The 19,234-nt window shown below is 65.9% G+C and carries 23 protein-coding genes; 12 read left to right on the top strand and 11 right to left on the bottom strand.

Annotation, left to right across the window (positions count from 1 at the left end):
- The first annotated feature begins 273 nt into the window (after positions 1 to 273).
- The gene (locus ACVWY5_RS41870) at positions 274 to 1,749 is read left to right on the top strand and encodes an ATP-dependent Clp protease adaptor ClpS (protein WP_321176979.1); all 1,476 of its coding nucleotides are present in this window, start codon (positions 274 to 276) and stop codon (positions 1,747 to 1,749) included.
- Complete coding sequence (locus ACVWY5_RS41865) at positions 1,713 to 2,000, top strand: hypothetical protein (RefSeq protein WP_321176980.1); 288 nt, start codon at positions 1,713 to 1,715, stop codon at positions 1,998 to 2,000. The genes ACVWY5_RS41870 and ACVWY5_RS41865 overlap by 37 nt, the downstream gene beginning before the upstream one ends.
- 7 nt (positions 2,001 to 2,007) lie before the next feature.
- On the opposite strand, the gene ACVWY5_RS41860 is transcribed toward ACVWY5_RS41865, so the two are convergent.
- Positions 2,008 to 4,098 (bottom strand): tetratricopeptide repeat protein, encoded by a 2,091-nt coding sequence (locus ACVWY5_RS41860; protein ID WP_051376248.1) that lies wholly within the window; start codon positions 4,096 to 4,098, stop codon positions 2,008 to 2,010.
- A 343-nt stretch (positions 4,099 to 4,441) separates the two neighbouring features.
- Between ACVWY5_RS41860 and ACVWY5_RS41855 the strand changes: the two genes are divergently transcribed.
- Together ACVWY5_RS41855 and ACVWY5_RS41850 are read left to right on the top strand one after the other, a co-directional pair.
- Entirely contained in the window at positions 4,442 to 4,906 is a 465-nt protein-coding gene (locus ACVWY5_RS41855; protein ID WP_028335903.1) for an Rrf2 family transcriptional regulator, read from the top strand.
- A complete protein-coding gene (locus tag ACVWY5_RS41850) occupies positions 4,893 to 5,711 on the top strand; it encodes a class I SAM-dependent methyltransferase (RefSeq protein WP_038377722.1) in 819 nt (272 codons plus the stop codon). The genes ACVWY5_RS41855 and ACVWY5_RS41850 overlap by 14 nt, the downstream gene beginning before the upstream one ends.
- Positions 5,712 to 5,751: 40 nt before the next feature.
- Here ACVWY5_RS41850 and ACVWY5_RS41845 read toward each other — a convergent pair whose 3' ends face one another.
- The 9 genes from ACVWY5_RS41845 to ACVWY5_RS41805 form a co-directional block, all read right to left on the bottom strand.
- The gene (locus tag ACVWY5_RS41845) at positions 5,752 to 5,922 is read right to left on the bottom strand and encodes a hypothetical protein (protein WP_167350395.1); all 171 of its coding nucleotides are present in this window, start codon (positions 5,920 to 5,922) and stop codon (positions 5,752 to 5,754) included.
- A 50-nt stretch (positions 5,923 to 5,972) separates the two neighbouring features.
- Positions 5,973 to 6,392 (bottom strand): large conductance mechanosensitive channel protein MscL, encoded by a 420-nt coding sequence (mscL, locus tag ACVWY5_RS41840; RefSeq protein WP_028335905.1) that lies wholly within the window; start codon positions 6,390 to 6,392, stop codon positions 5,973 to 5,975.
- A gap of 78 nt (positions 6,393 to 6,470) precedes the next feature.
- Positions 6,471 to 6,755 carry a hypothetical protein gene (locus tag ACVWY5_RS41835; RefSeq protein WP_028335906.1) on the bottom strand — a complete coding sequence of 95 codons (285 nt, stop codon included), beginning with the start codon at positions 6,753 to 6,755 and terminating at the stop codon, positions 6,471 to 6,473.
- Positions 6,756 to 6,830: 75 nt separating this feature from the next.
- On the bottom strand, positions 6,831 to 7,229 hold the full coding sequence (locus tag ACVWY5_RS41830) for a DUF3597 domain-containing protein (RefSeq protein ID WP_028335907.1): 399 nt from the start codon (positions 7,227 to 7,229) through the stop codon (positions 6,831 to 6,833).
- A 471-nt stretch (positions 7,230 to 7,700) separates the two neighbouring features.
- Complete coding sequence (locus tag ACVWY5_RS41825; RefSeq protein WP_028335908.1) at positions 7,701 to 8,201, bottom strand: GTP-binding protein; 501 nt, start codon at positions 8,199 to 8,201, stop codon at positions 7,701 to 7,703.
- Positions 8,201 to 9,952: an OmpA family protein gene (locus ACVWY5_RS41820; protein WP_028335909.1), complete on the bottom strand. Its 1,752-nt coding sequence runs from the start codon at positions 9,950 to 9,952 to the stop codon at positions 8,201 to 8,203. The genes ACVWY5_RS41825 and ACVWY5_RS41820 overlap by 1 nt, the downstream gene beginning before the upstream one ends.
- 1 nt (position 9,953) lies before the next feature.
- Positions 9,954 to 10,328, bottom strand: coding sequence for a hypothetical protein (locus tag ACVWY5_RS41815; protein ID WP_456671764.1), 375 nt, complete (start codon positions 10,326 to 10,328; stop codon positions 9,954 to 9,956).
- A 139-nt stretch (positions 10,329 to 10,467) separates the two neighbouring features.
- Complete coding sequence (locus ACVWY5_RS41810; protein WP_028335911.1) at positions 10,468 to 11,124, bottom strand: response regulator transcription factor; 657 nt, start codon at positions 11,122 to 11,124, stop codon at positions 10,468 to 10,470.
- 49 nt (positions 11,125 to 11,173) lie between these two features.
- The gene (locus tag ACVWY5_RS41805) at positions 11,174 to 12,244 is read right to left on the bottom strand and encodes a histidine kinase (protein ID WP_028335912.1); all 1,071 of its coding nucleotides are present in this window, start codon (positions 12,242 to 12,244) and stop codon (positions 11,174 to 11,176) included.
- A 248-nt stretch (positions 12,245 to 12,492) separates the two neighbouring features.
- Between ACVWY5_RS41805 and ACVWY5_RS41800 the strand changes: the two genes are divergently transcribed.
- The 5 genes from ACVWY5_RS41800 (at position 12,493) to ACVWY5_RS41780 (ending at position 15,686) form a co-directional block, all read left to right on the top strand.
- A complete protein-coding gene (locus ACVWY5_RS41800) occupies positions 12,493 to 12,807 on the top strand; it encodes a hypothetical protein (RefSeq protein ID WP_244978514.1) in 315 nt (104 codons plus the stop codon).
- Positions 12,808 to 13,026: 219 nt separating this feature from the next.
- Positions 13,027 to 13,479 carry a MarR family winged helix-turn-helix transcriptional regulator gene (locus ACVWY5_RS41795; protein ID WP_028335914.1) on the top strand — a complete coding sequence of 151 codons (453 nt, stop codon included), beginning with the start codon at positions 13,027 to 13,029 and terminating at the stop codon, positions 13,477 to 13,479.
- 41 nt (positions 13,480 to 13,520) lie between these two features.
- A complete protein-coding gene (locus ACVWY5_RS41790) occupies positions 13,521 to 14,111 on the top strand; it encodes an isochorismatase family protein (RefSeq protein WP_028335915.1) in 591 nt (196 codons plus the stop codon).
- Entirely contained in the window at positions 14,098 to 14,427 is a 330-nt protein-coding gene (locus ACVWY5_RS41785) for a hypothetical protein (protein ID WP_016848133.1), read from the top strand. Before ACVWY5_RS41790 ends, ACVWY5_RS41785 begins: the two co-directional genes overlap by 14 nt.
- Complete coding sequence (locus ACVWY5_RS41780) at positions 14,424 to 15,686, top strand: MFS transporter (protein WP_028335916.1); 1,263 nt, start codon at positions 14,424 to 14,426, stop codon at positions 15,684 to 15,686. The genes ACVWY5_RS41785 and ACVWY5_RS41780 overlap by 4 nt, the downstream gene beginning before the upstream one ends.
- A 149-nt stretch (positions 15,687 to 15,835) precedes the next feature.
- Here the strand turns inward: ACVWY5_RS41780 and ACVWY5_RS41775 are convergent, their stop codons facing one another.
- Positions 15,836 to 16,027 carry a hypothetical protein gene (locus tag ACVWY5_RS41775; protein ID WP_024578854.1) on the bottom strand — a complete coding sequence of 64 codons (192 nt, stop codon included), beginning with the start codon at positions 16,025 to 16,027 and terminating at the stop codon, positions 15,836 to 15,838.
- Positions 16,028 to 16,405: 378 nt separating this feature from the next.
- Between ACVWY5_RS41775 and ACVWY5_RS41770 the strand changes: the two genes are divergently transcribed.
- From ACVWY5_RS41770 to ACVWY5_RS41760, 3 genes are read left to right on the top strand one after another with little or no spacing between them, the layout of a single operon-like run.
- Positions 16,406 to 17,113 carry a TetR/AcrR family transcriptional regulator gene (locus ACVWY5_RS41770; protein WP_028335917.1) on the top strand — a complete coding sequence of 236 codons (708 nt, stop codon included), beginning with the start codon at positions 16,406 to 16,408 and terminating at the stop codon, positions 17,111 to 17,113.
- A gap of 20 nt (positions 17,114 to 17,133) precedes the next feature.
- Positions 17,134 to 18,105, top strand: coding sequence for an ABC transporter permease (locus tag ACVWY5_RS41765; protein ID WP_028335918.1), 972 nt, complete (start codon positions 17,134 to 17,136; stop codon positions 18,103 to 18,105).
- A gap of 43 nt (positions 18,106 to 18,148) precedes the next feature.
- Positions 18,149 to 19,165 (top strand): sugar ABC transporter substrate-binding protein, encoded by a 1,017-nt coding sequence (locus ACVWY5_RS41760; protein ID WP_028335919.1) that lies wholly within the window; start codon positions 18,149 to 18,151, stop codon positions 19,163 to 19,165.
- The last annotated feature ends 69 nt before the right edge of the window (positions 19,166 to 19,234 follow it).

Below are 19,234 nucleotides of genomic sequence, written 5' to 3'. Positions count from 1 at the left end.
GAGGAATCTGCTCTCGCGCTCGCGCCATGTCGGATACTCCTTTTCGCCCCGATGGTGTGTCGGAAGTTTGCCGCTGTGACGGCCATCTCTTGGCATTTGCCGCAACACAATCGTCACAGGCGTTGAGCCGCGTTTACACTTCCAGTGCGCGTTCCCGGCCGATCGGCTCGCTACACGTCAGGGATGAGAAGGCAGAATCTTTCGCTTGACGCGCAGGAGCCGCCGTGATGTTCTTATTTTGTTCTTTGTTCCCAATTGCGTTTCGGGGGTCTCATGCACGACGTGTTTAGCGACGACGGTCCGGTACGGCTCTTCATTCACGACGACGATGAGACCCCGCTGGAATTCGTGCAGGATTTGTTGCGTACGGTGTTCGGGAAATCCGAGCAGGAAGCCATTGCCTCCGCTGCCTTGATCGAGGCCAAGGGCGCCATTCCGTGCGGTCCCTATCCGGGACCGGTGGCTCGGGCAATCTTCAACTCGGCGAAGTGGCTGATCCGCTCCAACGGCCAACCGTTGATGATCACCACGGAGTCCGCCGACGCCAGCCGCCCCTGCGATCTCTGCGAAGCCCCGAGGGCCGTGACGGAGATTCTGATCTCCGGTACGACTGCGTCGCTGTGCAGCGACTGCCTGCTCGCTGCACGCCGCAGCTCGGAAGAATTGCCGGGCGAGACGTTTCGGTCCGCTTACGTTGCGCTCGACTGGCATTTCGCCGGCGTGCCACGCAACCTGATCGTGACACGGGCGCGACAGTTTCCGGGCCACATGCGCGCCGACGTTCAGGTCGCGATCGACAAGCTGTTCACCGATCCGATCCACTTCTTCGGCATCCATGAAGAATATCGCTACGAGACGCTGGACTTCGCAGCGCTGATGAAGGCCGGCCGGAATGCACCGGCGATCGCGCCGCCGCAATATCGCGACGTCGATATCGGCGAGGCCGAGCCGGTGAAATGCCTCGCCAATGGACTATGGCTGTGCCGAACCGGCGAACTGCGCTACGCCGTGCTGCTGACCTTCCATCGCGAATATAATCACGAGCCGTCGCTGCGAATCGAGCTTGCGTTGCCCGCCGGGGCGACCGGCAATGCTTTCGTGCAGCGCACTTTCGCCGAACTGGAAGCCGCCGTACATGCGGCGCGATCCTATCGCGGCAAGATCCTGTCACTGGAGGATGGCGCCAATTATCGCGGACGTTCGCGTGGCTTGACCGTGCATCGCCTGCCGACGGTCGCTCGCGATGACGTGATCCTGCCGGACCGAACGCTGCGGCTGCTCGACCGCAACGTGCTCGGCTTTGTCGAAAGCCGCGATCTGCTGCGCAAGCTCGGCCAGTCGACCCGCAAGGGCATCCTGCTCTATGGCCCGCCCGGCACCGGCAAGACCCACACCATTCGCTATCTCGCCACCAACCTGCCGGATCACACCACGCTGATCATCACCGCCGAGCAGGTCGGTCTGCTCGGCGCCTATATGAACCTCGCGCGGCTGCTGCAGCCGACCATGGTCGTGATCGAGGATGTCGACCTGATCGCGCGCGACCGCGAGGACATGGGCGGACCGTGCGAGGAATCCCTGCTGAACAAGCTGCTGAACGAGATGGATGGCCTGAAGGAGGATTGCGACATCCTGTTCGTGCTGACCTCCAACCGTCAGAGCTGGAAAGCGCGCTGGCCGGCCGGCCCGGCCGCATCGACCAGGCGATCGAGGTGCCGCTGCCCGACGAGACCGGGCGCGGCAAGCTGATCCGGCTCTACGGCAAGGGCCTGCCGCTGGAGCAGCCCGTCATCGACGACGCCGTGCGACGCACCGAAGGCGTCAGCGCAGCCTTCATCAAGGAGCTGATGCGCCGTCTCGCCCAGGCCAGCATCGTCAGGGACGGTGGCCGCGAGGTCACCTCCTCCGACGTCGACGGCGCGGTGAACGAAATGCTGTTCGACGGCGGCCGGCTCAACGCCAAGCTGCTCGGCGGCGCGCAGGGGATGAGTGCCGGGTGATCGCCGATCAACCCGCAAGAGCAACCGGCAGCAGCAACTCCCGCTCGCCAGCAACGACGCGGGCAAGCTCTTCCGACACGCGCGCGAGCACGCGGTCCCAGGCCTGCGGCTTGTCCTGGCGGAACAGTCGCATGGTCGGATACCACGGCGTGTCGGAGCGGTCGCGCAGCCAGCGCCAGTCGAGCGCATAGGGACACAACATCCAGACCGGGCGACCAAGCGCGCCGGCGAGATGCGCCACCGAGGTGTCGACGGCGATGACGAGATCGAGCGCGCAGCAGGCTGCCGCGGTGTCGGCGAAATCGCCGAGCGTCGGCGCGAGGTCGATGATGTCGGCGCCAAGGCCCCGCAGCACCGGCGCATCGTCCGGCCGCGGCTCCTTCTGCAGGCTGTAGAACTGCACGCCCGATGTGACCAGCCGCGGCAGCACCGCGTCCGCCGGCAGCGAGCGCTGGCGGTCGCCCTTGTGCCTGGGATTGCCGGCCCAGACCACGCCGACCTTCAGCGCGGTCACGCCGGCGAGCGCCTCGCGCCAGCGCGCGAGCTTGCCGGCATCCGCCCGCAGATAGGGTATCGCTGCGGGAATGGTCTCGACGGTGGTGCGGAAGATCCGCGGCAGGCTGAGCAGCGGCAGTTGCAGATCGAACGGCGGCAGCGGCTCGCCGCGCGCGAACACCGCGACATCGGGCAGCATCGGCCGCAGCAGCGCGACCAGCGCCGGCTGCACCTGCAGAATGATCCGGCCGCCTCTGCCCACCAGCATCGGCACGTAGCGGACGAAATTGATGGCGTCGCCGAGTCCATATTCGGCAAACAGCAGCAGCGTGCGTCCGGCAAGCGGCTCGCCCTGCCATTCCGGCTCGTCGAACACGGGATCGCCGTCGCTGAGCATCTTGGTCTTGCGGCGCCACCGATACTCCTCAAAACCCTCCTCGAACTCGCCGTTCATCAGCAGGAAATGCGCGTGATTGTAGTGCGCCAGCGGCTGCTCGGGATCGAGCGCAATCGCCCGGCGCGAGGCCATCAGCGCCGCATCGATCTCGCCGGCATTGCGCAGCGCGACCGCGAGGTTGGCGTGGCCCTTGGCATAGAGCGGCTCGAGCTCGATGGCGCGCCGATGCGCGGCGACCGCGGCCTCGACCAGGTTCTGCGCCTCGAAAATGATCCCGAGATTGGTGTGCGCGGCGGCGTAGTCCGGCTTCATCGCCAGCGCGAGCTCGGCGCAGGCGATGGCGTCGTCGACCTGTCCGAGCTCGAACAGGCAGGCGCCGAGATTGTTGAGGATGACATGATCGGACGGGTCGCGGGCCGAGACCTGGCGATAGATGCGGACAGCCTCCTCGCGCTCGCCCGCCTCGTGCAGCACCATCGCCAGCAGGCGCTGCGGCGTGATGTTGCCGGGATCGAGCGCGATCGCGCGGCGGTAGTGCAGGATTGCGTCCTCCAGCAAGCCCTGGCGATAGAGCGCCGCGCCAAGGCCGCAATGCAGCCCGGCATTGTCGGGATCCGCGGCAAGTCCGCGGCGATAGGCCGTGGCGGCCGCCTCGTGCCTTTTCTGATCGCTCAGCACATTGCCGAGGTTGAGCCAAACGCCGCGGTAGACCGGATCGCGCGCGATCACCTCGCGATAGGCCTGTTCCGCCTCGACCGGCCGCTGCTGCCCAGCCAGCGCGACGGCGAGGTTGAACCGCGCCCGCGTCAGGCCGCCATCGAGTGCGATCGCACGGCGGAACGCGGTCTCGGCCTCGTCGAAGCGCGAGAGATCACACAGCGCAACGCCGAGCTTGATGTGCAGGCCGGCATCCTGCGGCCGCAGCGTCACGCCGCGCTCGAACGCCGCCACCGCGCCTTCGTGCTCGCCCTTCACGGCGAGCGCATCGCCGAGCGTGGCGAAGGCCGGTGCATGATCCGGATCGAGATTGAACACCCGGTTCAGCAGCAGCGCACCTTCCGCGGCACGATCGGTCACGAAGGCGATGACGGCGGACAGATGCAGCGTCGGAACATGGTCGGGATGGGCGGTGAGGATGTCGCCGCACAGCGTGCCGGCCTCCGCCGCGCGGCCCGCGCAGTAATGCGCCACCGCATCCCGCAACATCCGATCCACCGCCACGCTGCCCACGATACCGCCCCTGCCAAAGTCCCCGATGCGGATTAAACGGGCGGCGGCGAGAAATCCGGCACGCGAAGTTCCGATTGAAGATCATGATCCGGGTCCGCGCCCCGACCTCTTCTCCTTCCCCCTGAAAGGGGGAAGGTCGGGATAGGGGTCCGGCCACGTGCACCGGTGCCCGCCGATAGAGCTGATCCCCACCCGCTTTGCTCTGGCGAGCAAAGCGACCTCCCCTTTTCAAGGGGAGGTAAGAGGGCGACCACGAGCAATGATGCGCCCGCCATCGCCGCTCTTGACGTTTGCCGCATCATGTAACATATGCAGTTACATGATCCGCGATAGCCGCCTGTCCAGCGTCCTGCATGGCCTGCTCCACATGATCGGGGCCGGCGAGCCGGTGACGTCGGAGCAACTTGCACGGGCGATGGCCACCAACCCGGTGGTGGTGCGCCGTGTGATGGCGGGGCTGCGCGAGCAGGGTCTGGTGCATTCGGAGAAGGGCCATGGCGGCGGCTGGACCCTGGCGCGCGATCCCGCCGCCATCACGCTCGCGAACATCTACCGCGCGGTCGGCGCGCCGACGATCGTTGCGATGGGCCATCGCTCGGAAAATCCCGGCTGCCTGGTCGAACAGGCCGTCAACGACGCGCTCGGAGACACGTTTCGCGAGGTCGAGGCGCTGTTCCTGAAGCGGCTCGGCGCGGTGACGCTCGAAGCGCTCGCGAGGGATTTCAAGCGCCGGCTCGCCAAACACAAGCAAAGTCTCGAGGACCAGATTCATGCAGTCAAGTGAGCAGGCGAAACCTCTGCCGTACAACGATCCCGCGCATTGGGACAAAATGGTCGCCGCCTATGAGGCACAGTCGCAGCCGTTCACGACATTGTTCGCCGACGCTGCGGTCGCAACGCTTCCGATCGACCCGTCATCCAGGGTGATCGACGTCGCCACCGGCACGGGCGCCGCGGCGCTGGCCGCCGCCCGCACCGGAGCCGAGGTCACCGCGATCGATTTCTCCGCCGGCATGGTGGCGCGGGTCCGGGCGCATGGTGTGGCGAATATCGAGGCGCGACAGATGGACGGCCAGGCGCTCGATCTGCCGGATGCCGCGTTCGACGCGGCAGTGTCGGTGTTCGGCGTGATGCTGTTTCCGGACTGGCGCGCCGGCCTCTGCGAGATGGCGCGTGTGACGCGACCGGGCGGATCGGCGGCGATTGCGGTCTGGAAAAGCGCCGATGGCGCCGCCGTGCATCTCTTGCTCTCGCAGATCATCCGGCGGCTCTATCCCGACAAGGTCACGCCGATGCCGTGCACGGGCCTCGCCGAGCTCGCCGACCCCGGCCGCCTCGCCGCTGCGCTCATCGCCGCCGGCTTCTCCGATCCGGCGATTGCCGAGATCACCCACGACTTCAAACTCAATGTCGCCAATCCCGCCGACGTCGACAAATTGTTCGAGTTCATGCCGCATTGGAGCGGGCTCGATGCAGACCAGAGCGCCGCAGTCGCGCGCGCCTTCCGTGCCGAGATCGAGCGCAGGCGGGTCGGCGACAGCTTCGCGATTCCGTCGACCGCGCTGATCGCGACGGCCCGGCGGGCTTGACCGAAACAGCCGCGATCCGGCCATGCGAGGTCATGGCCGCCTAGCGCTTGTCGTCCTCCGGCTTTTCTTCATCATCGCTCGGCGGCTGCAGGCCGGGACTGTTGGCCCAGCGATCGAGCTCCTCGATGACCCGCCGGTGGCTCGGCCGTAGCGGCTCTACACCACCGGGCTCTTGTGACAATTTTCGGGGCAGCTTGACCTGATCTGGCATGGTGAGGCTCCAGAGCTGGGGGCTGTACGCAGTGGCATTCGCAGCGATTGCTACGCGCGCGACTTGAGGAGATCGCGGATCTCGGTGAGCAGCTCCTGATCCTTGGTCGGCTTCGGCGGCTCGGCCGGCGCCGCGGGCGCTTCGCGCTTGAGCTGGTTCATGAGGCGGACCACGATGAACAGCACGAAGGCGACGATCAGGAAGTTGAGCGTCAGGGTCAGGAAGTTGCCCCAGGCCAGCACCGCTCCCTGCTTCTTGGCATCGGCCAGGTTGGTCGCTGTCACCGACTTCGACAGCGCGGTGAAATAATTGGAGAAGTCGAGCCCGCCGCTGACCGCACCGATGATCGGCATGATGATATCGGCCACCATCGACGAGACGATCGCGCCGAATGCCGCGCCGATGATCACGCCGACGGCGAGATCGACGACGTTGCCCTTCATGGCGAATTCCCTGAATTCCTTCAGCATGTGATCTCCTGTTTTCCAAATCAATGCGGTGGCACGGCGCGGCGACTGGATCGCCGGCCGCTCCAAAGGGGCGAAGGATTATTTGCGATCGGCCGGCTTCGCGGGTGCCGCGACCGGCTGCGCAGGCGCGGCCTGCTGCCATGGCGCCGGCAGGATGACCCGGGCCGGCGGCGGGTTCTGCGCGGCGCGCTGCACATTCGCATTTTCCGGCCGCGGTTCGTCGCCGGAATTATCCGCGCGGGCGATGGCGACATGGATGCCGAGCGCCAGCGCGACGAATCCGAGTGCCGCGCCGACCAATGCGGCGGACCGCACCGCACCAGCGCGCGGCCTGTTCAGGATGGCAGGATGAGATGAGGTCATCGCAACTGCTCCTCACGCAACACACATCGTTCGGAGCCGCGCGGGCGCGAGCGCCGCGCGGCTCGAGGCGGCTCGTCAGGTCTTGATGTCGTCCGGCAGCTTGCCGCCATTGGCGGCGAGCTTGGCCATCACCTGCTGATGCAGCCAGACATTCATGGTGGCGGTGTTGCTGGTGTCGCCGGTGTAGTGCAGCTCCTTCGCGAGCTCCTTGCGCGCCGCAAGGCTGCTGTCGAGACCGAGCGTCTTCATCAGGTCGACGATCGAGCTGCGCCAGTCGAGCTTCTCGCCGGTCGCCGCGGCGGCCTTGTCGACGATCGCGGCGACGTCGACGGTTTGTGCAGCCGCCGTGCCGGGCGCAGCGGATGCCGACGTCGACGGCGCTGCGCCGGGCGCGGCCGTCGTCGTGCTCTCAGCGGTTTTGGCCTGGGCGCCGTGGCCGAAGATTGCACCCATGATGCTTCCAAAAATGCTCATGATCTCTCGCTCCGTGCGCCCGAGACACCGTTCGTCCCGTGGCTGTTTCCAGTGACGGGGCGGACGATAGGCAGGCCATTGGCCGAGCGGAAGATGACCATCGTCACTATCGGAGTGTGGGACGGCGTGGTGCTGTCGGCGAGGAAAGCATGCGGCTTTCTGCGGCCGCGCGAGAGCCTTTCATCGTACGCCCCACGTGCGATGAAGTCAGCCGTCCCGGCCCGATTCGCCAGCCCCGAGAAGTCGGGACGGCTGACACAGACATGCGTTCGGTATCGCGGGCGAGCGCTCAGGATCACCTCGCCCCGCGTGCGGGGAGAGGTCGCAACGCATCGTTAGATGCGTTGCGGGTGAGGGGGAGTCTCCGCAAACGCCGCTATCACCGCATTTGTGGAGACGGCCCCTCACCCCAACCCTCTGCCCGTAAGAACGGGGAGAGGGGGTGCAGCGTCATCGCGATCGCTATTCGAGCTAGAGCTGGCGGCGGCGGATGGTCTGGGCGAGTTCGACAAAGCTCTCGGCAATGCCGACGCCGGTCTTGGCGCTGACCGACTTGACGCTCGACTTCGCAAGCCCGGCAATCGCGCCCGCGCTGCCCGCGGCTTCCGGCAGGTCGATCTTGTTCAGCAGCGCCCGGTAGGGCCGGCCGGGGAAGCGCTCCTCGAAGCCGCGCACCAATTCGACCATGCGGGTCACCGTCTGCGGCCGCGTGACGTCGGACACGATGATGGCGGCGGATGCGCCGGTGACATAGACCGTGTCGAAGATCTGCGTGCCGAAATCGCCGTCGGTGTCCCACAGCACGAGGCGCATCGGATCGCCGCCATCCGCCGCCGCCACGTCGTGGCTCAGGATCTCGACGCCCAGCGTCGATTTGTACTGGCCCTCGAACCGGTTGTAGATCAGCCGATAGAGGATCGACGTCTTGCCGACCCCCATGTCGCCGAGCAGCATGACTTTCGCGGTGAGCATCAGCGGGCCACTTCGCCTCGATAGACGGTCTCGAACGCCACGCGGCGGTTGCCGCCGACAGTGGCGTCGAGCCGGTCGGTGATCGGCATCGTCGCCGCGCGCGAAACCAAAATCAGCCGCGACGGATCGACCCCCAGCGCGGTCAGCCTGCGCTGGACCTGCTCGCCCCGCTTGCGCGCCAGCGTCCGGTTGGTGCCTTCCGTGCCGCTCTGATCGGCATAGCCGACGATCCGCACCCGGAGATCGTTGTTCGCCATTAGTCCGGCGAGCTCGCGCAGCTGCTGCTCGGCCTGGTCATTGTCGAGGAACTCGTCGGCATTGTTGACGAAGAAGATCGCGGTCGTGGCGATGAAGCGGTCGAGCCGCGCCGCCGGGCCGTCGGCGACGGCTTGCAGCTTCGAATACTGCTCGCCCAATTTGGCGTACTGCTCGCCGAGCTTGTCATATTGCTCGCTCAGGGCGGCATATTTCTCCTCGCCCGACTTCGCCTGCGCACCGATCGCCTCGCGCATCTGGTCGAGGCTCGCCTGCAGGCGCGTCAGGCTCTGCTGCAGGCTCGCGATGCCGGCCTGCGATGCCGCCATTTGCTCCGGTGCGGACACCAGACCGATGTGGTTGACGATCTTGTACGGTGCCGCGGCCGCGGCAAGCGCATCGATCAAGGGCGCGGTCTCCAGCTGGCTCGGCTCGATGCCTGAAACGGCCACGCTTCGGCTGCCGTGATCGAAGTCGAGCCGCAGCGGGAACGAGGCCAGCAACGGCTGCTTTGCGGCGAGCTGTACCAGCGCCGCTTGGGTTCGCCGCTCCAACAGGCCGCGCGTCGCCGATGTCGCGGCAAGCCAGAGCAACAGCGCGGCCATTGCCGCGAGCAAGGCGAACAGGATCACCTTGCCGCGCCGGCTCGCGATCCGCCGTGGCGTATCGTCGGTCTCGATCGCGGCCGCCAGCGACGCCAGCATCGGCCCGTCGCAATCCGCGCCGCGGTCGATGCGCTCGATCGCATCGAAGAACAGCGAGTTGATCCTGGCGTTGTCGGCGGGCCGCAGCGGTCCCAGGCACTCCGCCGCCAGGATGAAGCGGGGCGAGGCGCGCAGCGCGAGCTGCCGTCCGCCGAAATCGAGCGTCTGCAGATTGCCTTCGCCGGCGAGCGCCTGCACCGAGAATTCCAGGATCGCCGCGACCATCGCGCTGAGCAGGTCGGCGCGTTCGTCGGCGGTCGCAGCGCGCTTCCAGTCTGCGATCAGGCGGCCATTGCCGCGTTCGATGATCAGGAGCCGGTTGATCTGCGGCGGCTGATCGGCGAGCACGAATTCGCTGATCGGGCGTCCCGTCACCAGCGACTTGACGCGGCCGACCCACAATTGCGCGGAGGTCAATGCATTGATGCGCTGCTCGAGCGAGGCAACCAGCTCCCTGAACGAATTCGCCACCGCGGCGCTGACCAGCCGGCCGACGATCGGATAGAGCGCCTCGATCATCTGCTCGCGCGAGTTCTTGATCTCGCTGCGGATCGCCGAGACCACGACCGGCGCAATCGCGCTGGCGAGCTCGCGCGGCCGGTTGACCTCGGCGCGCTCCAGCGCCTCGACCAGGATGCCCGCGGTTGCCGTCTCCAGGCGGTCGGCGTTGCCGACGTAGCGCTGCAGCGAGTCGAGGTCGGCCTCCAGCGACGTCAGGCGCGTCGCCTCGGGCTGAAACAGCAATGTCTTGAGCTGCTCGATCTCGCGGTTCTGGCCGGCAGCAGCTGCCATGCTATTTGCCCGTGCGGCCGGATCCCAATCCGCTGATGACCGAGCCGAGCTGGGTGATCGCCGCGCCGACATCCTTCAGCGAGTCGAGCCGCTTCTGCTCGGTATCCCGCTCGAGGTCGGAGAGCCGCGCAGAAAGCGCGGTGAGTTCGTTGGTGAAGTTCGCCTGCATCTGCTTGAGCGATGCCTGCATCTCCTCGCGCAGACCCGAGAGGTTGGTCTCGAGCGAACGTTGCGCGCCGCCGAACAGCAGGTCGCGGACCTGATCGATCGCCGCCATGCCATGCGCCGCGGCGTCCGCGCCGTTGCCGGCTGCCGGAACATCCGTATCCTTGGTCTGGCGCTCGATACCCTTCATGGTCATTTCCCGCTTACTCATAGCTGCGCAATCCGGACCTGCCCTGTCAAAAAGCAAATCCGAAACAACCCTATAGCCAATTTTGCCGGCGCGGCCCAGAGAAAGGCGAGCAATCTCAGCCGGATCAACCGCGTGGTTGTGCGATCGCGGCCAATTATTTCTAGTAAGTTATTGCCTTTATTGCGAGTTCTGTACGGTTCTTGACCTGGCATTTCTCCAGAATCGTGCTGACATAGTTCTTCACGGTTCCTTCCGCCAAATGCAGCTGCTCGCCGATCTCGGTGTTGCTCTTGCCCTCGACGATCAGCGTAAGAATTTCATTCTCCCGCGCCGTCAGCCCGTCGCGAACCGGCAGCTTCGCCGAGACGCGCGGGCCGCGCAGCCGCTTGAACTCGTCGAGGATGCGCGCGGCGACGCCGGGCGAAAGCCCGGACTGGCCGTTGATGACCGCGCGGATCGTCGAGGCGATCTCCTCCATCCTGGCGTCCTTCAAGAGATACGCCTTGGCGCCTGCGCTCACCGCCTCGAAGATCAGGTCGTTGGTCTCGAACGTCGTCAGCACCACGATATGGGTCTGCGGCAATTCGCGGAGAATCCGCTGGGTCGCGGCGATGCCGTCGACCCGCGGCATCTGCAGATCCATCAAGATGACGTCCGGCCGATAGCGCCGCGCGAATTCGATGGCCTGCTCGCCATCGGCCGCGCCGGGAAGGATCTCGAAATCATCGTTCTGCTGGGCGAGCAGCGTCGCGATACCTTCCCTGATCAGCGTCTGATCCTCGGCGATCAGCACCCGTATCTTCTCAATTCTGCTCACGGGCTTTCCGTCATCCTCTCGAAAACGCGTTGCATGCGCGGCAACGAATTCAATCGGCCAGCACGCCGGCGGATACCGCCGGCGGCACCGCCACGGGGAGCGAGATCCGGACCAGCGTTCCCTGCCCGGGCGCGCTCTCCACCGCACAGCTGCCGCCGACAAGTTCAGCAAATTCGGCCATGCCAATCAATCCGAAATGTCCTGGCGTCGGGACCGCGGGATCGAAGCCGCGGCCGTCATCGCGGATCTCGACAATCAGCTTGCGGCCGACCGCGGCCGGTTCGTCGAAGGCGTGAAAGGAGACTCGGCGCGCCTGCGCATGCGTCTGAACGTTGCGCAATGCCTCGCTGAGGATGCGCTGAACCGTCAGGCCGCAATCGCGCAAGCCGGGGCGCGCCGCTTCGTCGATCTGGATCGACACCCTGACACCGCTGCGCGCGGCAAAGTCGCTCAGCAGCCCCTCCACATCGGGATCGAGCTTCAGGTCGTCGGGCGTGCGCAGGCGATCGATGGCTTCGCGGGCACGCGAAAGGCCGCTCGCGGCCGCATCTTCAGCTGTCGCAAGGCTGTCCGCCACACGAGCGGGATCGGCCGACAAATAATGCCGGATCAGCCGTATCTGGGTCAGCAGCGCCACGATCGAGTGCACCAGCGTATCGTGCAGATCGCGCGCCAGCCGCAGCCGCGTTCGCGCCAGCGAGGCAAAGCGCACCTCCGCGCTCGCCGCCTCGAGCTGCTGCTCCATCAGGCGCCGGGCGCGGCGCTCACTGCCGAGCAGCGTTTCGACCTGGCGGCCGGCAAAATCCGGCATGGCGATGACGAAGTAATGCGACCGCGCGCCGTTCCACAGCACGACCGCCGTCATCGGCTGCGTGATGTCAGGCGACGCGCCGCGCACACCGGCCAGCGCGATCATGTCCCGCTGGCCGCTGGCAAGCGCTGCCAACTCGGCTTCCATGCCGACCAGCAACACGCACTCGCAGCAGTCGACGCCGGTTGCGGGAAGCCACTCGACCAGCCGGCCGATCTTCCGCTGCATGCTTCGATCGGCGCCGATGACGGCGAGACCGATGACGTCGGCTTCTGCGGCCGCAAGCAAATCCGCGGTCAGATCGATCATGCGTTGCCCATCAGCTCAGCGAGCAGCCCACTCTGGCGTAAGCCGGCAGCGGTCGCAAACGAATATGACTTTCGTCACAACCGGTCCTGACCTTCGTCAGATGCCGCGGCTGCTCGAAATGCGGTTCTGTCTCAGGAATGAGCAACAGCGCAAGCCATGATGTGCCAAATGCCGGCGTCCATGGCGATGCCGGCCGGGCGCCGGGCCTCGCGGAAGGTCGCGCCAGTCGGCCGGAATGTGAGCTGACAATGAAGGGCGCACCACGCAAACCGTCAGGCATCGAGCTGCGCATGCTGGCGGAAGCAAACAAGCCTGCGCGGCGCCGGCGCCTGAGCGCGACCCAGAAGATGGCGTTGCAGGAAGCGCTCGCCGGCCGCCTGCAGCTCTATCCGCGCGGATATGCCGCGAGCAAGACCGGACCGTTCCACTCCCGACGCGCCATTCTCGGACTGGTGCGCGCCGGCCTGATGAGCCTCAGCGCGACGGCGCGCTATGCGGCCGTGACCAGGCGCGCGCGCGAGATGTACGAGGCCGCGGCAAGCAGCGACGCTGCGCCCGAGTGAACGCGCCATTGCGCTGAGGCGCTCGAAGCCCTCACCATCCATTTCATTTCCCCGCCGAGGCTTGGCCGGAGTCACGCGCGCGCGGACGCTGTCACGGCCGCGCCGATTCCGGCTGCGAAGAGCGTCAGACCAGCCGGCTCGCTGCAGCGGGACACGTATGCAGATAAACTGCGAAGATAATCTTTACAGTTTACCTTCATATATGCTATCCGATTCGGCATGAGCAATGTACCGGTCCGCCCCGGCTCGGCGCGCACATCCGCGCTGGCCGAAGATCTTCGCCTGTTGATTGGAACGCTGAAGCGGCGGCTTCGCGAGCAGGGTCAGCGCGAGGACCTCCCGCCTTCCCAGGTCGCGGTGCTGCTTCGCCTCGAAAAGGACGGCCCCGCGACCGTGTCCAGCCTGGCGCGATCGGAGGGCATGCGTCCGCAGTCGATGAGCTCGGCGATTTCGGCGCTCGAGGCCGCGGGCCTGGTCCGCGGCGCGCCGGATCCGGACGACGGCCGGCAGACCATCATGTCGCTCACCGATAGCTGCCGCGAACGGCTGCGCACCGGCCGCGCCGCGCGGCAGGACTGGCTGTCGCGCACCATCGCCGCGCGGCTGTCGGCGCGGGAACAGGACGAACTCGCCGCCGCCGTCGGCTTGCTGAAGCGGCTGGTCGAGGATTGAGGCGGGCTGCGCCGCGACAGCTTGCGAGAAAGGTAACGACCATGGCCCTGACGACGCTCGATCCGATCACCGCATTGATCGTCATCGATCTACAAGGCGGCCTCATGAACTGGCCCTTCGCCCATCCGATCGGCGACATCGTGGCTCGCGCCACCGCGCTTGGCGCTGCGTTCCGACGGCGCGGTCTGCCGGTCGCGCTGGTCAATGTCGACGGCAGCTCGCCGGGACGAACCGAGCAGGCGCCGCGCCAAGGAAATCCATTCGGCGGCCCGCTTCCCGACGGATGGACCGATCTCATTCCGGAGCTCGACCGACAGCCCAGCGACATCGTCGTGACCAAGCGAACGCGAGGCGCATTTGCCAGCACCGACCTCGAAGGCCTGCTGAGAGCGCGCGGCGTCACGCAAGTCGTGATCGCCGGCGTCGCCACCGCCGGCGGCGTCGAATCGACGGCGAGACAGGCCTATGAAGCGGGCTTCAACGTCACGCTCGCGATCGACGCCATGACCGACGCGCGGCCGCACGCGCATGCCTACAGCATCGAACACGTGTTCCCGCGGCTCGGCGAGACCGGCTCGACGCAGGCGATCATCGATCTCGTTGAAAGGACCAACGCGCATGAACTGGCTTGACCTCGTCGCCTATTTCTTCGGCGGCGCCTTTCTCACCAATGCGATCCCCCACGTCGTCGCCGGCATGATGGGCGAAGCGTTCCAGAGCCCGTTCGCCAAGCCGCCCGGCGAAGGCCTGTCCTCGTCGACCGTCAACATCGTGTGGGGCTTCTTCAACCTCGCGGTTGGATATCTGCTGGTCTGCCGCGTCGGCGACTTCGGCTTGCGAACCACCAGCGACGTCGCAGCGCTCGGTCTCGGCGGTCTTCTGATCGGCCTGTTCCTGGCGCGGCGGTTCGGGCGGTTTCACGGCGGGAATGAACCTCAGAGAACATGAGACGCGTCTTTCGATCGCTTGCGAGCTTCAACTACCGGGTCTGGGCGGCCGGCGCGCTGGTGTCCAACATCGGCACCTGGATGCAGCGCGCGGCGCAGGACTGGCTGGTTCTCACCCAGCTGACAAATCACAGCGCGTCCGCCGTCGGCATCGTGATGGCGCTGCAATTCGGGCCACAACTATTGTTGATGCCGTGGACCGGCTTTGCCGCCGACCATTTCAACCAGCGCAAGCTGCTGATGGCGACCCAGGCGACGATGGGCGCGCTGGCACTCATCCTCGGCATTCTCACCGTCACCGGCCTGGTGCAGCTCTGGCACGTCTACACCTTCGCGTTCCTGTTCGGCTGCGCGGCGGCGCTCGATGCCCCGGTGCGGCAGACCTTCGTCGCCGAGCTGGTCAGCGATACCAATCTGTCGAATGCAATCGCGCTGAACTCGACCTCGTTCAACGCCGCGCGCATGATCGGCCCCGCCGTCGCCGGCCTCATTATCGCCTCCGTCGGTACCGGCTGGGCATTCCTGTTCAACGGCGCATCGTTCCTGGCGGTGCTGACCTCGCTGACCCTGCTGCGCACCTCCGAGCTGCGCCCGAACGCGCGCGCCCATCGCACCAAGGGTAGCGTAATGCAGGGCTTCCACTATGTCTGGTCCCGGCCCGATCTCAGGGCGACGCTGATCATGCTGTTCCTGATCGGGACCTTCGGACTGAACTTTCCGATCTTCATTTCCACCATGGCGGTTGGCGTGTTCCACACCGATGCGCGCGGCTTCGGCCTGCTGTCGTCGATGATGGCGCTCGGAACGATGTCGGGCGCGCTGCTGGCCGCGAGCCGCGAGGAGCCGCGCTTCGGCTCGCTGATGCTGGGCGCCGCGATCTTCGGGCTGGGCTGCACGCTCGCCGCGTTGGCGCCGAGCTATTGGCTGTTCGCCGCGGCGCTGGTCGTGATCGGCGTCGCCGCACTGACCGTCACCAACACCTCGAACGCGCTGATGCAGCTCTCGACCGAGCCCGCGATGCGCGGACGGGTGATGGCGCTGCGGCTCGGCGTTGCGCTCGGCGGCACGCCGATCGGCGCACCGATCGTCGGCTGGGTCGCCGATCACCTCGGCCCGCGCTGGGCACTCGGCGTCGGCGCCGCCGCCGGCTTTGCCGCGGCGATCGTCGCGATCGGCATGCTGTCCCGATCGGGCGGCGAAGCCGAGCGCCGCAGCCAGGAGGCGCGAAGGAGCGAGGTCAACCTGCCGCAGCAACGTTGATCATCGCTGACGCGAACCGTCTGATGTCGTCATTCCGGGGCGCGCATCGAACCCGGAATCTCGAGATTCCGGGTTCGATGCTTCGCATCGCCCCGGAATGACGATACCGGACGAGCGCCTCCATGAGCCGGCTTTATGGAATCGCTGGTCTAGTAGGCGTAGGACGTCTTGCCCGGCTGCACGGTCAGCCGAAAGGCGACATCGGTCGAGCCGTCCATCAGCTCGATGATGTTGTCGCACACCAGGCATCGAAACTCACCCGCGACGCCACCCTTCGACGTCAATTCGATCCGGCGATAGCCGGCCTGGCAATGGGGGCACGTCACGTCGGACTTTCGCATCGAATCAGCAAACCGTTGCTCTCTCCGGTTTCCCACACGCCCGTGATCGGAAATGTGACGGCCGTCTAACCTGGCGTGCTGGTCGACCAGAGCACCGGGAATTTGTGCTGTGCTTTCAGCGCGAAAAGTTCCCGACGATGGCCGGAACGCCGCCGCGCCCAGGCTCGGCAACACGGCCACGGACCAAAAAACGAGCGAGCGCTCTCTCAGAAAATTTCATTATCCCCCTTTTCCGGGCGCCGTTTCGTGGGCTAGGAATTACGCAAGGGCGTAAAGCCCAGCCCGGACCAGCAACAAAATGAAATGGTCCGGGAGCATAGCCAGGGAGGCAACGTGGGTCTCGCGCGTCAGCGACCGGGGACGGCGAATGCGTTCGCGATGGACGTGCTTTGCGCACGCATCCTCGAACGTCATCGGGATTCCATCCGGGTCCAGAAAACCCATCTCGCCGTTCCGAATCTCACGCGCATCATCGGCGCCACGCTCACGCTTTCCAACAAGCACGGCTTTCACGCCACCACGCTGCGCCAGCTTGCGGAGGCCTCGGGCCTCAGCATGGGCGGCCTTTATACGTATTTCGATAGCAAGCCGACGCTGCTGTCGATGATCCTCGGCGAGGTCGCCGAGACGGTGGCGGAGGTCCTCAACTCGCCGCCCGCGGACGTGAAGCAGGATGCGCGCAAGCATCTGCACTGGATCATCGCGACCCATGTCCGGATGAGCGAGGCGATGCAGCCCTGGTTCGTGTTCTGCTTCATGGAAGCGAAGTCGTTTCCGCCGGCGGAGCGCCAGCGCGCCATCGAGATGGAGGTGATGACCGAGAAGATCATCGCCGGCGTCCTCAAGCAGGGCGTCGCCAGCGGCGTCTTCGCGATCGACCAGGTCACGCTGACGGCCTCGCTGATCAAGCCGCTGCTGCAGGACTGGTACGTCAAGCGATGGAAATACCGCAGACGCGGCACCTCGATCGAGACCTACATCAACGCCGTCAACACGTTTGCGGACGCCGCGGTCGCAGCCAGGACGCGGCCCGGCCGCGTCGCGACCGGCTCCCGCACGAGATCCCGGCAGACGGCGCACCTATAGACGCAAGGAAGGACGAGGCAATGAAGCGATTGCGGTTCAATCAACAGGAGATCGTCTTCGCCGTCTTTGCCGTGCTGTTCCTGGCGTTCTCGATTTTCCTGCGCGGCTTCCTGACGCCGGAGAACATGCTGACGCTGCTGCAGAACGTCGCGGTACTCGGCATCCTCGGCCTTGCGATGGCGATCGTCGTGATCGGGCGCGGCATCGACATCTCGCTGATCGCAGCCCTCGCGGTGCCGCCGGGGCTCGTGCTGCAGATGGTGCAGAACGGCCACTCGCTGCCGGCCGCGCTGGTGACGGCGGTGCTGCTCACGATCGCGTTCGGCCTGGTCAATGGCTGGCTGATCGCCTACGCCGAGGTCCCTTCGCTGTTTGCGACGCTGGCGACCGGCCTGCTGCTCGCCGGCCTCGGGCAGGCCGCGCTGTTTCAGCTCGACGTCGTGCAGTGGAGCGACGGCATGAAGGGCTTCGAGCGGCTCGGACAAGGCACCATCCTTGGCATTCCGACCTCGATCGTGATGTTCGCGATCGCCTGCGTCGTGGTCGCGTTCCTGCTGCGCCAGACCCGCTGGGGCGCCTATATCTACGCGATCGGCGATAATCCCTACGCCGCCCGCGTCACCGGCATCCCCTCGCGCCCGATCATCGTGCTGCAATACGTCGTCGCGGCGCTGATCGGCTGCTTCGCGGGCCTGGTGATGGCGGCATCGGTCAACTCGATGCCGACCCGCATCTTCAATTCGACACTGATCTACGACGTCATCCTCGTCGTGGTGCTCGGCGGCATCGGCCTGTCGGGCGGCCGCGGCGGTGTGCTCAACATCATCATCGGCACGCTGCTGATCGGCACCATGCTGAACGGCATGACCATCATGGACATTTCCTACGCCGGACAGAATCTCGTCAAGGGTGTCGTCCTGCTGCTCGCCGTCATCACGGATTCATTCCTGAATCCGCGCAACGAAGAAACGGCACAGCAGGGCGACATCTGAACCAAGCCACAAGAACATTTCAATCACGACCAAGGAGGAAGCAATGAAATACGCTGTCAGGACTGCAAAGGTGATCGCCGCAGCGCTCGGGCTTGCCGCCATCGCCGCCCCGGCTCTGGCCCAGCAGGGCCTGGACGAGCCGTTCCAGAAGCCGTTCAGGGAAGCTCTCGCCGGCAAGACGGTGGCCTATGTTCCGGTCGCCATGAACTTCGACCTCACCGAAGGCTGGTACGCCGGCATGAAGAAGGAGCTCGAGCCCTTCGGCGTGAAGTTCGAGATCCGCGACCCCAACTGGAACACCAATGCCGGCGCGCAGGCGGTGACCTCGCTGATCTCGGAGAAGCCGGCCGTGATGGTGATCCACAATCCGGACGTGCAGACCTACGCCAAGTTGCTGCAGCGCGCCGAGAACGAAGGCATCTACGTGATCCAGATCAACATGGGGTCGGCGTATCGCTCGTCGGCCTTTGTCGGCGCCAACTGGATTGAGATCGGCGAGCGGGATACCGAGGCGGTTGTGAAGGCCTGCCAGGGCAAGTCGAACAAGATCGCCATCGTGCAGGGCGCGCTCTCGGCGGCCGCCAGCGCCTACACGCTCAAGGGCGTCGAGAACGTGCTCGCCAAGCATCCGGAGATCAAGGTGGTCTCGAGCCAGGCGGCCGACTGGGATGCCGCGAAGGCCAAGGCGATCACCCAGACCGTGCTGAAGCAGAATCCTGATCTCTGCGGCATCGTCGGCTTCTGGGACGGCATGGACATCGGCACCGCCGCTGCGGTGAAGGAAGCCGGCCTGACCGGCAAGGTGTTCGTCGCGACCTCCGGCGGCGGCGAGCGCAAGGGCGCCTGCGAGCTGGTGAAGTCCGGCGCGTTCGATCTCAACATGAGCTACGACGTGCCGACCCAGGCCGCGCAGATGGCCGGCACGATCAAATGGCTGCTGTCGTCGGGCGCCAAGGCCGGCTCGGTCAAGGGTTCGGAATACACGACGCTGATTCCGATCACCAAGGAGAACGCGGACAGCCAGACCGCGTGCTGGAATCTGAGTGACCTGAAGAAATAGTCCGGCCATTCCCGCTCGACGTCCCGGGCGGCCTCGCCCGGGACGTCGATCTCCCCAAATCGAACGCCT

It is taken from the genome of Bradyrhizobium sp. USDA 3256 (assembly GCF_054058275.1).
This window is presented reverse-complemented; position numbering and strand designations above follow the sequence as displayed.

Bases quoted from the DNA above. Each gene is read 5' to 3' on its own strand.
- ACVWY5_RS41870 (WP_321176979.1), top strand. From the start codon at position 274: ATGCACGACGTGTTTAGCGACGACGGTCCGGTACGGCTCTTCATTCAC.
- ACVWY5_RS41860 (WP_051376248.1), bottom strand. From the start codon at position 4,098: ATGTTGCGGGATGCGGTGGCGCATTACTGCGCGGGCCGCGCGGCGGAG.
- ACVWY5_RS41855 (WP_028335903.1), top strand. From the start codon at position 4,442: ATGATCCGCGATAGCCGCCTGTCCAGCGTCCTGCATGGCCTGCTCCAC.
- ACVWY5_RS41850 (WP_038377722.1), top strand. From the start codon at position 4,893: ATGCAGTCAAGTGAGCAGGCGAAACCTCTGCCGTACAACGATCCCGCG.
- ACVWY5_RS41845 (WP_167350395.1), bottom strand. From the start codon at position 5,922: ATGCCAGATCAGGTCAAGCTGCCCCGAAAATTGTCACAAGAGCCCGGT.
- mscL (WP_028335905.1), bottom strand. From the start codon at position 6,392: ATGCTGAAGGAATTCAGGGAATTCGCCATGAAGGGCAACGTCGTCGAT.
- ACVWY5_RS41835 (WP_028335906.1), bottom strand. From the start codon at position 6,755: ATGACCTCATCTCATCCTGCCATCCTGAACAGGCCGCGCGCTGGTGCG.
- ACVWY5_RS41830 (WP_028335907.1), bottom strand. From the start codon at position 7,229: ATGAGCATTTTTGGAAGCATCATGGGTGCAATCTTCGGCCACGGCGCC.
- ACVWY5_RS41825 (WP_028335908.1), bottom strand. From the start codon at position 8,201: ATGCTCACCGCGAAAGTCATGCTGCTCGGCGACATGGGGGTCGGCAAG.
- ACVWY5_RS41820 (WP_028335909.1), bottom strand. From the start codon at position 9,952: ATGGCAGCTGCTGCCGGCCAGAACCGCGAGATCGAGCAGCTCAAGACA.
- ACVWY5_RS41815 (WP_456671764.1), bottom strand. From the start codon at position 10,328: ATGAGTAAGCGGGAAATGACCATGAAGGGTATCGAGCGCCAGACCAAG.
- ACVWY5_RS41805 (WP_028335912.1), bottom strand. From the start codon at position 12,244: ATGATCGATCTGACCGCGGATTTGCTTGCGGCCGCAGAAGCCGACGTC.
- ACVWY5_RS41800 (WP_244978514.1), top strand. From the start codon at position 12,493: ATGAAGGGCGCACCACGCAAACCGTCAGGCATCGAGCTGCGCATGCTG.
- ACVWY5_RS41795 (WP_028335914.1), top strand. From the start codon at position 13,027: ATGAGCAATGTACCGGTCCGCCCCGGCTCGGCGCGCACATCCGCGCTG.
- ACVWY5_RS41790 (WP_028335915.1), top strand. From the start codon at position 13,521: ATGGCCCTGACGACGCTCGATCCGATCACCGCATTGATCGTCATCGAT.
- ACVWY5_RS41785 (WP_016848133.1), top strand. From the start codon at position 14,098: ATGAACTGGCTTGACCTCGTCGCCTATTTCTTCGGCGGCGCCTTTCTC.
- ACVWY5_RS41780 (WP_028335916.1), top strand. From the start codon at position 14,424: ATGAGACGCGTCTTTCGATCGCTTGCGAGCTTCAACTACCGGGTCTGG.
- ACVWY5_RS41775 (WP_024578854.1), bottom strand. From the start codon at position 16,027: ATGCGAAAGTCCGACGTGACGTGCCCCCATTGCCAGGCCGGCTATCGC.
- ACVWY5_RS41770 (WP_028335917.1), top strand. From the start codon at position 16,406: ATGGACGTGCTTTGCGCACGCATCCTCGAACGTCATCGGGATTCCATC.
- ACVWY5_RS41765 (WP_028335918.1), top strand. From the start codon at position 17,134: ATGAAGCGATTGCGGTTCAATCAACAGGAGATCGTCTTCGCCGTCTTT.
- ACVWY5_RS41760 (WP_028335919.1), top strand. From the start codon at position 18,149: ATGAAATACGCTGTCAGGACTGCAAAGGTGATCGCCGCAGCGCTCGGG.